Here is a 12916-nt window from a genome sequence, read left to right as displayed (position 1 = left end):
ACTGGGTGATGCGGGCGCCGTCGCCGGTCGCCAGGTTGTAGACGTCCAGCGCCTTGCCGCTATTGCGGTTGACCAGGACGTACCATGCGTCGGTGTCGACCGTCGCGGCCGACGCCTGGGGCGTGAGGAACACGCCCAGGAGGAGCAGGGCCGCGAGGACCGCGACCGCACGCCGTACCGTGCCGGTCCGGGTGGAGGCGTCGGCGCCTCGGTTCACCGGCGGGCGGGCGAATGGTCTGGCGCGCACGGGCGCCGGGGATGGGGGGGACATCCAGGGCTCCTTGGCTGGTCGAAGCTGCGTCCTCGCGAATTGTTAGCGCTAACATAGAATCATGCAGGCTGCTCTGCCGATTTAGGTGAGCGCTTTCCGCGGAGTACATCCGATGCCTCAGCCCGGCGTCAACGGGCGGGTGGTCCTCGCCGGCCCGGACGTCACCGCCGGAATACTTCCCGACCTGTGGTTTCTTCCGATCCGGGAGCACACCGCCCTCCCCGCGCCTGTGAAAGTTTCATGATTCAGCCGGGGTCTGTGATCTAACTTAAGGCTTCTCTGAGCTTAACTTGCGGTCCCGCACTGCGGCCGCGCGGACGGCGAACCGCGGAAACGGCGAAGGCCCATGCCGAAGGCCGGCGGATCCGGGAGCGGCCCCGCGCCTGCTTCGCGTGCGTCAGGAGAGCGGTCGGGGCGCCGCCGGCACCGCGACCGCCGCGCGAGCACACCTCCGGCCGGGTGGCGATCCACCGATCGGCTGATCCGGCGTCCCCACCGTCCGGTGAACAGGTCCCGTCCGCCGGTCGGTGTTGGAGAAGCGCCGGTCATAGCACGCTTGGTGCAGCCGGACACCGGCGGTTCCCGCTCCGATCCCGCTCCGATCCCGCTCCGATCCCGCTCCGAAAAGGACACGCACATGCCAGCAGTGATCGAGGTACGCGACCTCCACAAGCGCTACGCCGACAAGGTCGCGGTCGAGGACGTCTCGCTGACCGTGCAGGAGGGCGAGATCTTCGGGATCCTCGGCCCGAACGGCGCCGGCAAGACCACGAGCGTGGAGTGCATCGCGGGCCTGCGCACACCGGACCGGGGCACGATCGCGGTGTGCGGGCTCGATCCCCGCCGGGACCGCGCCGAGCTGACCCGGCGTCTGGGCGTGCAACTGCAGGCCGGCCAACTGCCCGACCGGCTGCGGGTCGCCGAGGCCCTGGAGCTGTACGCCTCCTTCTATCCCGCCCCGGCCGACTGGCGTGAACTGATGCACGGGCTCGGCCTGGCGGACAAGGCCAGGACCGCCTACGGCAAGCTGTCGGGCGGGCAGAAGCAGCGGCTGTCGATCGCGCTGGCGCTGGTCGGCAACCCCCGGGTGGCGATCCTGGACGAGCTCACCACCGGTCTGGACCCGCAGGCCCGGCGCGACACCTGGGAGCTGATCGAGGGGGTGCGCTCGAGCGGGGTGACGATCGTGCTGGTCACCCACTTCATGGAGGAGGCCGAGCGGTTGTGCGACCGGCTGGCGCTGATCGACGCCGGCCGCGTCGTGGCGGTGGACACCCCGGCCGGCCTGACCGCGCGGGCCCGCATCGAGCAGCGCATCTGCTTCCGCCCCTCCCGGCCGATCGACGACCACCTGCTGACGAGCCTGCCCGACGTCTCCGGCCTCACCCGCCGGGGCGAGCTGGTCGTCGTCAACGGCAACGACAACGCGCTCAACGCCGTGACCACCGTGCTGGCCCGCAACCAGATCGTGGCCGAACGGCTGCGCGTCGAGCAGGCGAGCCTGGAGGAGGCCTTCGTCCAGCTGACCGGCAGCCGCCTCGACCCCCGCTAGCCGACCGCTCGCAGCCCGCCTCCTCCCCCGCAACGAGACAGAGAACGAAAGGCCGCCTCCATGTCCGTCCTGAACACCGCCCCCGCCCCCGCCGCTCCCGTCACCGCCGCACGTGGTTCGGCGACGTGGCGGCTCATCAAGGCCGAGAGCAGGCTGAGCATCCGCGACAAGGTCGGTCCCCTGTGGGGCGTCGGCTGCCCGCTGATCGTGCTGATCATCCTGGGCCTCGTGCCCGCCCTGCGGGAACCCGTGCCGACCGCCGGCGGCCTGACCTACTTCGACCTGTACGTGCCTGTCCTGATCTTGTTCAACCTGGCCATCCTGGCCATGACGGCGCTGCCGACCACGCTGGCGGGCTACCGGGAGAACGGCGTGCTGCGGCGCATGCAGACCACGCCGATCGGCCCGGCCCGCGTGCTGGGCGCCCAGCTGGCGGCCAACTTCGCCATCGCGCTGGTGGCGACGGTCCTGTTCCTGGCGGTGGCCGGGCTCGGCTTCGGCGTCGACCTGCCCCGGCACCCCGTCGGCTTCGTCCTGGCCTGGCTGCTGGCGACCGCCGCGCTGCTCGCCATCGGCCTGCTGATCACCGCGCTGGCACCCGGGCGCGGCCCGGCCACGGCGATCGGCACGGTGCTGTTCTTCCCGATGATGTTCTTCGCCGGGCTGTGGGTGCCGGTCGCGCAGATGCCCGAGGCGCTGCAGACCATCAGCCACTACACCCCGCTCGGCGCGGGCATGCAGGCCTTCCAGGAGGCCTACCTGGGATCCTTCCCGCCCGCCGCCCCCCTGCTGACCCTGGCGGCCTACGCGGCCGGGTGCACGGTCATCGCGGTCCGCTGGTTCCGCTGGGAGTAGGGCCTCCCGCAGGCCGCCGCCCATGAGCGGATCGGCGGTCCCGGATCATGGAGACGATGTCATCGCAGCCGGCAGGTGCGGGTCCGGGACCCGCACCTGCCGGCTTCTCCCGCGGTGTGCCGCCGGCCGCGGGAAGCGGCGTCACGTCACCGCACGGCCGGGCCGTACACGTCAGGGCCTGACGGCGGGCGGCCGGGCCGTACACGTCAGGGCCTGACGGCGGGCGGCCGGGCCGTACACGTCAGGGCCTGACGGCGGGCGGCCGGGCCGTACACGTCATGGGGACCTGACGGCGGGCGGCCGCCCGGCGGAGAGGCGTCACCGCGGTACTCCCCCGCGCGGGGGACGGCGGAATGGGCGGCGTCGGCGATGTGCCGGGAGGGGGGTTCGCAGGAGGCTTGACGGCATGCTGCTGGAACTCATCACCGCGCTGGTCCTCGCGACCACCCCGGCTCAGGCCGTTCAGCCGGCGGACCTGCCGGGGGTCGGCGCGCTCGTCGACGAACACGTCTCCTCGGTCATGGCCGAGGAGAAGATCCCCGGCGTGACCGTCACGGTGGTCGCCGACGGCCGGCGGGTGGTCGACAAGGGGTACGGCTGGGCCGACGCGGAGCGCCGCCTCCCGGTGGATCCCGAGCGCACCCGTTTCCTGATCGGGTCGGAGACGAAGCTGTTCACCGCCCAGGCGGCCCTGCAGCTGGTCCACGCGGGAAGGCTGAACCTGGACGCCGACGTCAACTCCTACCTGACCGCCTTCGAGATCCGTGACACCTATCCGGGCCGTCCGGTCACCCTGCGGCATCTGCTCACGCACACGGCCGGATTCGACGACGACCACATCCTGGGCAGCGGCGCGGACGTCCGGCCGCTGGGCGAGGCGCTGGCCGCGACCCAGCCCGCCCGGCTCCGCCCGCCGGGCACCGGCGTCTCCTACAGCAACTACGGCGTCGCCCTGGCCGGATACCTGGTGGAGACGGTCTCGGGGATGCCGTTCGAGGAGTACGTCGAACGGCACGTGTTCGCCCCCCTCGGCATGGAGGACTCGACGATCGCCTGCGGCGGGCTCGGGGACACCAAGGCCTACCTGGCGGACGGCTCGACGACCACGGCCGACTGCGCGAACTTCGCCGCCTCCGGTGCGGGGCCCGCGTCGACCGCGTCGGACATGGCCGCCTACCTGCAGGCGCAGCTGGAACTGGACCCCCGTCTCGGGACCGGGGTGGCGGCCGAGATGCAGCGGCGCCAGCACACCGAGGACCCCCGGCTGCCCGGCATGGGCTTCATGTGGGAGGAATCGCCGTACAAGGGGCATCGCATGCTCTTCAAGGCCGGTGACATGCCGGGCATGCACACCTACATGTTCCTGCTGCCGGAACGGGGCATCGGCATCCACGTCATGTCCAACGGCGACGGCACCGGACGACACGGGCTGGACGGGTTCGAGCTGGCCCACAAGATCATCGACCGCTATCTCCCGGGCGCGCGCCCGACGGCCGTCAAGGCTCTGCCCGGCGCCTCCGCGGAGCGGTACGAGGGCTCGTACCAGAGCAGCCGGACCAGCCACGGCAGCCTGCTGAAGGTGCAGGCGCTCACGGACTCGCCGGTGCACGTCACCGCGACCGCCGACGGCGGCGTCCTCACCACCGGCCTCAAGGGCAGGCAGGTGCGCTGGGTCCAGTTCGAGCCCGGCGTCTTCCAGGAGGAGGGCGGCTGGGACCGGATCGCCTTCCCCGAGCCGGGACAGCTGGCGATCAGCCGCAGCACGGCCGTCTTCGACCGGATCGGCCCGCTGGACCACCCGTCCCTGCACCTCGCCCTGCTGGCCGCCGCGCTCCTCGCCTCCCTGGCCGCCCTGCTGGGGTTCCCCGTGGCGGCGGCGGTGCGGGCGGTCCGCAGACGGTCGTCCCCGCCCCCCGCCGGCCCCCGCGTCCCGCGCCTGCTCGCCTGGCTCGCCGGCGCCTGCGTGGTCGCCTTCACCGCCGGGTTCGGCAGCCTGCTCGCCGACCAGGGCCGGGCCCTGCCTCTGGTCCTGGAGGGTGCTCCGGTGCTGATCGCGTTGCTGGTGCTGGCGTCGCTGACGGTGCCGCTGGCCGCCGCCCTGCTGGTCTGCACGGCGATGGCCTGGTGGAGGCGCTGGTGGCGGGCGCCGGGCAGGATCGCCTACACCCTGGTCTCCCTCGGCGTGACCGCGTTCGCCGTCGTGGCGGTCGCGTACAACCTCGCCGGCCTCTCGCACACCTGAACTATGATCCATTCACTTATGAGCTCCACTGTCCGTGTCGTCCGCCGCATCCCGCCACTCGCCGCGGACATCGCCGTCGCCCTGGCCGTCCTCGCCGCCCACTCGGCTCCCTTCCTGCTGACGGTCCGGGAGGCCGACCCGGTGACGGGTTACACGGTCCAGCAGTACCTCCCCGTGCTCGGCCAGGTGCTGCCGCTGCTCTGGCGGCGGCGCGCACCGCTGGCGGTCCTGGTCGCGGCGATGGCCGCGACCGGCGCCTACCTGCTGAACGATCCCGACACCGCGCCGCAGCCCGTCCCGTACGCGCTGCTGATCGCCGTCTACACGGTGGCCGTACACGGTTCGCGGCGCGAGCGGGCGTGGGGGCTGGCCATCCTCGCCGCCGGCGCCGCCGCCCAGCTCGCCGGACTGATCCTGCGCACGCCGAGTGCGGACACGACGGTGCGCGGACTGGTGATGTACGTCGCGGCCTGGGCGATGGGGCGGGCGGCGGCCAACCGGCAGGCCCACGCCCGCCAGCTCGAACGCGAGAAGGAGATGGAGGCGCGCCGGGCCGTCGAGCGGGAGCGGGCGGCGATCTCCCGGGACATGCACGACATCCTCGGCCACGCGATCAGCCTGATGGTGGTGCAGGCGGAGGCCGGCCCGCTGATCGTGCGGCCCGATCCCGGCCGCGCCGAAGCGGCCTTCGACGCCATCGCCGCGGCCGGACGCGACGCGATGGACCAGTTGCGCCGCCTGCTCGGCCTGCTGGGGGAGGACTCCTCCGAAGCCACCCCGACGGTGGCCCGCATCGGGGCGCTGGTCGAGAGCGTGGACCGCGCCGGGCAGCCCGCCGCCCTGACCGTCAGCGGGACACCGCGCCCCCTGCCGCCGGACGTGGAGGCCGCCGCCTACCGGGTGGTCCAGGAGGCGCTCACCAACGCCGTCAAGCACGCCCGCGCGAGCAAGGTCTCCATCGAACTCGGCTGGCGGGCGGACGCGCTCGTGATCGACGTGACGGACGACGGCCGCGGGCACACCGGCGGAACGGGGCACGGGCTCGTCGGCATCCGCGAGCGCGCGGCGGCCTGCGGCGGCTCGGCGTCCTTCGGCCACGGACCGGGCCGGCGCGGTTTCACCGTCTCGGTCCGCCTGCCGGGAGCCGCCGCGTGACCATCCGCGTCGTGGTCGCCGACGACCAGGAGCTCGTGCGCAGCGGCTTCGCCCTGATCCTCGACATGCAACCGGACATCACGGTCGTCGCGGAGGTCGGCGACGGCGCCCAGGCGGTGGAGGCGGCGCGCCTCCACGCGCCCGACGTGGTCCTGCTCGACATCCACATGCCCGTCATGGACGGCATCCGGGCCGCCGGGAGGATCTGCGCCGAGACCGCCGCGAGGATCATCATCCTGACCACGTTCAACAACGACGAGTACGTCTACGAGGCCCTGCACGCGGGGGCCAGCGGCTTCCTGCTGAAAGACGTGCGGCGGGACGACCTCGTGCACGCCGTCCGCGTCGTCATGGCCGGAGAGTCGCTGCTCGCCCCCGCCGTGACCCGCAAGCTCGTCGACGACATCATCCGGCGCGACGCCCGCCCGCCGGTGGCGGTACCGGGCATGGACACCCTGACCGGTCGCGAGCGGGAGACCCTGGCCCTCCTCGGTCGCGGCCTGTCCAACCCCGAGATCGCCGAAGCCCTGGTGGTCAGCGAGCACACGGTGAAGAGCCACGTCAGCGGCGTGCTGTCCAAGCTCGGCCTGCGCGACCGGATCCAGGCGGTCATCTGCGCCTACGAGTCCGGCCTCGTCCAGCCGGGCCACTGGCGCCGGTGACGGCCTGCCGGACCGCCCGCGCCGGCGACGACCCGTCATCGTGCGTCGCGTATCCCGAGGATGTACGCCGCGGTGAGCGCGACGGCGCGGTCGCCGTCATGGGACAGCTCGGCGAGGGCCCGGGACGCCGTGGTTCCCGGGATGTCCGCGAGCGCCTGGGTCAGCCGCAGACGCGCGGGCGATCCGACGTCAGCGGGGGCGAGGCGGTCGACGAGCCCGGTCGCGATCCGATCCGCCAGCTCGGGACGACCCGCCAGCGCGCTCAGGGCGTCGGCCGCGTCGACGTCGTTCGTCCCCTCGACGACGACGTCGATGAGCGCCGGGATCGCGTCGGCCACTCCGCGTGCCCCGAGCGCCAGAGCCGCGTGCCTGCGGACCACGGTGTCGGGGTTCGCGAGGGCGTTCCGCAGCAGCGCGGTCGCCTCGCCGTCCGGGATCTCGGCGATGGACCGGACGGCGCGTTCGCGCACCTCGGCCGCCGGTGAGCCGAGGCCCTCCGCCAGCAATGCCAGGCCTTCGTCGCCCGACTGCGCCAGCGCCCAGCGGAGGGCTCCGGCGACGTTCGGGTCCGTCTCGCTCAGCGCCGCCTCGACCAGCGCCTCCACCGGCAGCTCTTCGGCCGAGGACAGGACCGCGCGCTGGCGGCTGCCGGCGCTCTTCGACCCCAGTGCCCGGAGGAGCGCGACGACCTGGAGGACGTCCTCCCAGCCGGCGGGTTCCGCGGCGTCGATCCGGCGCAGTCGCGTGAGCAGCTCCGTCTCGGCCGCGATGCGTTCCCGCGTCCGGCGGATGAGGCCGCCGACGAGCTCCGACGGCGTGAAGTCGGGATCATCGAGCGCGCGCCCGACGTCACGCAACGACAGCCCCAGGGAGCGCAGGCTCTCGATGTGGAAGATCCGCCGGATGTCCTCGCCGGAGTACTCCCGGTAGCCTGCGCCGCTACGATCCGTCGGCCGCACCAGGCCGAGCGAGTCGTAGTGCCGGAGCATCCGGGCGCTGACCCCGGACCGCCGTGCCACGTCACCGATCAACACTGCCCGTCACTCCTCCCGGCCGGCGCCGCCGAGGGCTACGGCGCGCTTGGCCTCCTCGATCGCGAACTCGAATCCGGCGTCGGGGTCGCGCAGCAGCCGTTCCGTGGCGGCCGCGTGCCGGCGCACGCGGGGGTCGGGGTCCGTCATCGCGGCGTGCAGGATCGGCGTGATCGCCTCACCGAGTGCGATCAGCGCCCGGCTGAGGCTCAGCCGCGTCTCGCGCCCGCCGCGGCCGAGCTGCGTCGCCAGCACTCCGGCCAACCCGGGCTCCTCGCCTTCGGGCACGAGCACGACCGCCGCCCTCCAGGCGCTCCGCGCCACCTCGTCGTCGGCGTCGGTCAGGAGCGCCCGTGTGATCGCCGGCCACGCCCGCCGATCTCCGATCTTGGACAGCGTGTGCAGCGCCTGGCTCCGTGCCTGCACACGCTCCGAGCGGAGTTCGCCGAGCAGCGCCGGAACCGTCATGGACGCGGGGTGGCGGGTGAGTGCCCAGGTCAGCATATCGCGCACATGGAATTCGGGCTCGACAGCGCATCGTTCGACGAGCACGCCGACGAACCGCGGGTCGGGGGCCGTACCGGCCGCCATCGCCGCCCGCAGCCGCACCGACGGGCCGCCGTCCTCCAGCCCCCGGAGGGCCCTCATCGTGTTCGTGTCCTCTTCCGGCATGGTCATCGGGACCACCTCCTCCAGCACAGTGAAGGCCTTGTCACTGTGTCAAGGTCAAGCAGGATCATGCCACTCGGCATCGGCGCGGGACGGTGACCGCCCCGGCGGTGGAGGCGTGCGAAGTATGAACTTCGGTCGGATGCATGATCGCCGCGGGCCGCGTTAGATTGCCGGCCATGTCACCCGTCATGTCGCTCGCCGGCATCCCCAGTCCCTCCGAAGGCGTCTGGCATCTGGGGCCGCTGCCCATCCGCGGCTACACGGTCTGCATCATGCTCGGCGTCGTGGTGGCCGTCGTCGTCGCCGAGCGCCGCTGGCGGAACCGGGGCGGGGCTCCGGGAACCATGGTGGACCTGGTGACGTGGGGGCTCCCGTTCGGCATCGTGGGTGCGCGGCTGTACCACGTCATCACCGACTGGCAGCTGTACTTCGGGCCCGACGCCCCCCACCGGCCGATCGACGCGATCCTGGTCTGGAGCGAGTCCGGGCCGGGCTGGCGCGGCCTGGGCGTCTGGGGCGGCATCGCCCTGGGCGGGGTGGGCGTGTGGATCGCCTGCCGCCGCCGGGGCATCTCCGTGAGCGCGGTCGCCGACACCGCGGCCCCGGCCGTCGCCATCGGTCAGGCCGTCGGCCGGTGGTGCAACTACTTCAACCAGGAGCTGTTCGGCGGCCCGACCAACCTGCCCTGGGGCCTGGTCATCGACGCTGGCCGCCCGGGGACCGTGCCGGGCGTCACCACCTACCACCCCACGTTCCTGTACGAGTCGCTGTGGAACCTGGGCCTGGCGCTGGCGCTCATCTGGATCGGCGGCCGCTTCGCGCTGCGGCACGGCCGGCTCTTCGCCCTGTACGTGGCGGGCTACACCGCGGGCCGGTTCTGGATCGAGGGCCTGCGCGTCGACCCGGCCAACGAGATCCTCGGGATGCGGCTGAACCAGTGGACGTCGGTCGCCCTGTTCCTGGGCGCGCTGGCCTACGTCCACCTGACCCGGAACAAGAGGTCCGAGGAGTCCCTGGGCGGTGAACGGGTTCCCGCCGAGGTGAGGTGACCGGTCGCCGACCACCGGGGCACGATCCGCGGTGACCTCCGGTGAACGGGTTCCCGCCGGGGTGAGGTGACCGGTCGCCGACCACCGGGGCGGAAGCCCGCCGGTGCCCTCGCATCGTCATCGCATAGCGGACGTATCAATCCGGGCGGGCATCCTTGTCTCACACCGGAAACGACGGAGGAGAACACGATGAGCGGCACCGGAAACAGCACGTACGAGGGGTTCACGGCCGAGGAGCGGGCCGCGATGAAGGAGCACTCCCAGGAGCTGAAGAAGGCGGCGCGCCGCGCCTCGCGGGCGGACAAGGCTGCGGAGGCGGAGCGGGACGTGCTCGCGAAGATCGCCGAGATGCAGGACTCGGACCGGGTCATGGCCGAGCGCGTCCACGCGATCGTCAAGGCCGAAGCCCCGGCCCTCGCGCCGAAGCTCTGGTACGGGATGCCCGCCTACGCGCTGGACGGAAAGATCGTCTGCTTCTTCCAGAGCGCGGAGAAGTTCAAGGCGCGCTATGCGACGCTCGGGTTCAACGACCCGGCGAAGCTGGACGAGGGCACGATGTGGCCGACCGCTTTCGCCCTGACCGAGGTGACGGCCGAGGTGGAGGCGCGCATCGCCGCGCTGGTGAAGCAGGCGGCGGGCTGAGGCCCGCCCGTGCCCGGCCGGCCGGCCGCCCGCGGGGTGCGTCACCATCCACCCTCGAAGAGGGCCAGGAGCGCCGGCGCCGGGTCCTCGCCGTCCTCACCTATCTCAGGGCCTGATCTCAGGGCCTGACCTCTCAGGGCCTGAGATCAGGGCCTGACCTCTCAGGGCCTGATCTCAGGGCCTGACCTCTCAGGGCCTGATCTCAGGGCCTGGCCGCGGCCGGGCGGGTGACCGGACCGGTCAGGAATCGAGAAGCGCCGGTCTCCGCGCCGCGCCTAGCCTGGAGGCCGCCACCACGACCTGCGGGGCGGCACCGGCGGAGACCGCGGAGCGGCCCCGCCCGACGGATGGAGACAGCATGAGCCCGACCACGAAGGCGGACGCGCAGCCGCCCGTGCCGGACCCCGCCGACGGCCACGACCTGATCCGCGTGCACGGCGCGCGCGTGAACAACCTCAAGGACGTCAGCGTCGAGATCCCGAAACGCCGGCTGACGGTGTTCACCGGCGTCTCCGGCTCGGGCAAGAGCTCGCTGGTCTTCGGCACGATCGCCGCGGAGTCGCAGCGGCTGATCAACGAGACCTACAGCGCCTTCGTGCAGGGTTTCATGCCGGCGCTCGCGCGGCCGGAGGTCGACGTCCTCGAAGGGCTGACGACCGCGATCATCGTCGACCAGCAGCGGATGGGCGCCGACCCCCGCTCCACGGTCGGCACCGTCACCGACGCCAACGCGATGCTGCGCATCCTCTTCAGCCGGCTCGGACGGCCGCGCATCGGCTCGCCCCAGGCGTTCTCCTTCAACGTCCCCACGGTCCGGGCGAGCGGTGCGATCACGGTCGACCGCGGTGCACGCAAGGCCGAGAAGGTGACCTTCACCCGCGTCGGCGGCATGTGCACGCGGTGCGAGGGGCGGGGCACGGTCACCGACATCGACCTCACCCAGCTCTACGACGACTCCAAGTCGCTCACCGAGGGCGCGTTCACCATCCCCGGCTGGAAGTCGGACAGCTTCTGGACCGTGCGGGTCTACGCCGAGTCGGGTTTCGTCGACCCGGACAAGCCCATCCGCGACTACACCGAGAAGGAGCTCCGCGACTTCCTGTACGGGGAGCCGGTCAAGGTGAAGGTCGACGGCGTCAACCTCACCTACGAGGGCCTCATCCCGAAGGTCCGCAAGTCGTTCCTGGCCAAGGACCGGGAGGCGATGCAGCCGCACATCCGGGCCTTCGTCGACCGGGCGGTCACCTTCGCCACCTGCCCCGGGTGCGACGGCACCCGGCTCAGCGAGGAGGCCCGCTCCTCGCGGATCGGAGGCGTCAGCATCGCCGACGCCTGCGCGATGCAGATCAGCGACCTGGCCGAGTGGGTCCGCGGCCTCAGCGAGCCGTCGGCGGCGCCGCTGCTGGCCAAGCTGCTGCACACCCTCGACTCGTTCGCGGAGATCGGACTGGGCTACCTCTCGCTCGACCGGCCGGCGGGCACGCTCTCCGGCGGCGAGGCGCAGCGCGTCAAGATGATCCGCCACCTCGGCTCCCCGCTCACCGACACCACCTACGTCTTCGACGAGCCCACCGCCGGCCTGCACCCCCACGACGTCCAGCGGATGAACGGCCTGCTGCGGCGGCTGCGGGACAAGGGCAACACGGTGCTCGTCGTGGAGCACGAGCCGGAGGTGATCGCGATCGCCGACCACGTCGTCGACCTCGGCCCCGGCGCCGGTACGGCGGGCGGCGCCGTCTGCTACGAGGGGACCGTCGAGGGCCTGCGGGCCGCCGGCACCCTCACCGGCCGCCACCTCGGCGACCGGACCGCCCTCAAGGAGAAGGTCCGCACCCCCGCAGGCAGGCTGGAGATCCGCGGCGCCACCCGCCACAACCTCCGGAACGTCGACGTCGACATCCCGCTCGGCGTGCTCTGCGTCGTCACCGGCGTCGCCGGCTCCGGCAAGAGCTCGCTCGTGCACGGCTCCATCCCCGCCTCCGCGGGTGTCGTCGCGGTCGACCAGGCGCCCGTCCGGGGCTCGCGGCGGAGCAACCCGGCGACCTACACCGGCCTGCTCGACCCGGTCCGCAAGGCGTTCGCGAAGGCCAACGGCGTGAAACCGGCGCTGTTCAGCCCCAACTCCGAGGGCGCCTGCCCCGACTGCAACGGCGCCGGCGTCGTCTACACCGACCTGGGCATGATGGCCGGCGTCGCCGTCCCCTGCGAGGAGTGCGAGGGCAGGCGGTTCCAGGCGGCGGTGCTGGAGCACCGCTTCGGCGGCCGCGACATCGGCGAGGTGCTCGCGATGCCGGTCACCGAGGCCCTGGAGTTCTTCGGCGCCGGCGAGACGCGGATCCCCGCAGCGCACGCGATCCTGACCCGGCTCGCCGACGTCGGGCTCGGCTACCTCAGTCTCGGCCAGCCGCTCACCACGCTGTCCGGCGGCGAGCGGCAGCGGCTCAAGCTGGCCGTGCACATGGCCGGGAAGGGCGGCGTCTACGTCCTCGACGAGCCGACCGCGGGGCTGCACCTCGCCGACGTCGAGCAACTGCTCGGCCTGCTCGACCGGCTCGTCGACTCCGGCAGGTCGGTCATCGTCGTCGAACACCACCAGGCGGTCATGGCGCACGCCGACTGGATCATCGACCTCGGTCCCGGCGCCGGCCACGACGGCGGCCGGATCGTCTTCGAGGGCACGCCCGCCGACCTCGTCGCCGCCCGCTCCACCCTCACCGGCGAGCACCTGGCGGCCTACGTCGGCGCCTGATCCCGGCCGGGGAAGGACGACGGGCGACGGGCGGCC

General features: G+C 72.6%; 10 protein-coding genes and 1 pseudogene. 8 read left to right on the top strand and 3 right to left on the bottom strand.

Annotated features, from left to right (window positions below):
- Positions 1-271, bottom strand: a pseudogene (locus IEZ06_RS16480) (hypothetical protein); the annotation flags it as partial.
- Positions 272-908: 637 nt separating this feature from the next.
- On the opposite strand from IEZ06_RS16480, the gene IEZ06_RS16475 reads away from it, so the two are divergent.
- From IEZ06_RS16475 to IEZ06_RS16455, 5 genes are all read left to right on the top strand, one after another.
- On the top strand, positions 909-1823 hold the full coding sequence (locus IEZ06_RS16475) for an ABC transporter ATP-binding protein (protein WP_189237564.1): 915 nt from the start codon (positions 909-911) through the stop codon (positions 1821-1823).
- 60 nt (positions 1824-1883) lie between these two features.
- Positions 1884-2678, top strand: coding sequence for an ABC transporter permease (locus IEZ06_RS16470; RefSeq protein ID WP_189237563.1), 795 nt, complete (start codon positions 1884-1886; stop codon positions 2676-2678).
- Positions 2679-3084: 406 nt separating this feature from the next.
- Positions 3085-4920, top strand: a complete 1836-nt coding sequence (locus IEZ06_RS16465; RefSeq protein WP_189237562.1) for a serine hydrolase domain-containing protein — start codon at positions 3085-3087, stop codon at positions 4918-4920.
- 18 nt (positions 4921-4938) lie between these two features.
- Positions 4939-6075, top strand: a complete 1137-nt coding sequence (locus tag IEZ06_RS16460) for a sensor histidine kinase (protein ID WP_189237561.1) — start codon at positions 4939-4941, stop codon at positions 6073-6075.
- The gene (locus IEZ06_RS16455; protein WP_189237560.1) at positions 6072-6737 is read left to right on the top strand and encodes a response regulator; all 666 of its coding nucleotides are present in this window, start codon (positions 6072-6074) and stop codon (positions 6735-6737) included. The genes IEZ06_RS16460 and IEZ06_RS16455 overlap by 4 nt, the downstream gene beginning before the upstream one ends.
- Positions 6738-6772: 35 nt before the next feature.
- Here IEZ06_RS16455 and IEZ06_RS16450 read toward each other — a convergent pair whose 3' ends face one another.
- Positions 6773-7771, bottom strand: coding sequence for a HEAT repeat domain-containing protein (locus IEZ06_RS16450; protein WP_189237559.1), 999 nt, complete (start codon positions 7769-7771; stop codon positions 6773-6775).
- 6 nt (positions 7772-7777) lie between these two features.
- The gene (locus tag IEZ06_RS16445; protein WP_189237558.1) at positions 7778-8446 is read right to left on the bottom strand and encodes a HEAT repeat domain-containing protein; all 669 of its coding nucleotides are present in this window, start codon (positions 8444-8446) and stop codon (positions 7778-7780) included.
- Between the two features lie 170 nt (positions 8447-8616).
- Here IEZ06_RS16445 and lgt point away from each other — a divergent pair, with 170 nt between their 5' ends.
- The 3 genes from lgt to IEZ06_RS16430 all read left to right on the top strand — a co-directional run bounded on the left by lgt (position 8617) and on the right by IEZ06_RS16430 (position 12880).
- The gene (lgt, locus tag IEZ06_RS16440) at positions 8617-9489 is read left to right on the top strand and encodes a prolipoprotein diacylglyceryl transferase (protein WP_229798234.1); all 873 of its coding nucleotides are present in this window, start codon (positions 8617-8619) and stop codon (positions 9487-9489) included.
- Positions 9490-9678: 189 nt separating this feature from the next.
- Positions 9679-10131 carry an iron chaperone gene (locus IEZ06_RS16435; RefSeq protein WP_189237557.1) on the top strand — a complete coding sequence of 151 codons (453 nt, stop codon included), beginning with the start codon at positions 9679-9681 and terminating at the stop codon, positions 10129-10131.
- Between the two features lie 358 nt (positions 10132-10489).
- A complete protein-coding gene (locus IEZ06_RS16430; protein ID WP_189237556.1) occupies positions 10490-12880 on the top strand; it encodes an ATP-binding cassette domain-containing protein in 2391 nt (796 codons plus the stop codon).
- Positions 12881-12916 lie beyond the last annotated feature (36 nt).

Source organism: Planomonospora antibiotica (assembly GCF_014647955.1).
GTDB classification, from domain to species: domain Bacteria; phylum Actinomycetota; class Actinomycetes; order Streptosporangiales; family Streptosporangiaceae; genus Planomonospora; species Planomonospora parontospora.
Note: the sequence above shows the minus strand (reverse complement) of the source record. Positions and strands in the feature narration are given on the sequence as shown.

What these genes read in the sequence shown, in the direction of transcription:
- IEZ06_RS16475 (WP_189237564.1), top strand. Translation starts at nt 909, where the DNA reads ATGCCAGCAGTGATCGAGGTACGCGACCTCCACAAGCGCTACGCCGAC.
- IEZ06_RS16470 (WP_189237563.1), top strand. Translation starts at nt 1,884, where the DNA reads ATGTCCGTCCTGAACACCGCCCCCGCCCCCGCCGCTCCCGTCACCGCC.
- IEZ06_RS16465 (WP_189237562.1), top strand. Translation starts at nt 3,085, where the DNA reads ATGCTGCTGGAACTCATCACCGCGCTGGTCCTCGCGACCACCCCGGCT.
- IEZ06_RS16460 (WP_189237561.1), top strand. Translation starts at nt 4,939, where the DNA reads ATGAGCTCCACTGTCCGTGTCGTCCGCCGCATCCCGCCACTCGCCGCG.
- IEZ06_RS16445 (WP_189237558.1), bottom strand. Translation starts at nt 8,446, where the DNA reads ATGACCATGCCGGAAGAGGACACGAACACGATGAGGGCCCTCCGGGGG.
- lgt (WP_229798234.1), top strand. Translation starts at nt 8,617, where the DNA reads ATGTCACCCGTCATGTCGCTCGCCGGCATCCCCAGTCCCTCCGAAGGC.
- IEZ06_RS16435 (WP_189237557.1), top strand. Translation starts at nt 9,679, where the DNA reads ATGAGCGGCACCGGAAACAGCACGTACGAGGGGTTCACGGCCGAGGAG.
- IEZ06_RS16430 (WP_189237556.1), top strand. Translation starts at nt 10,490, where the DNA reads ATGAGCCCGACCACGAAGGCGGACGCGCAGCCGCCCGTGCCGGACCCC.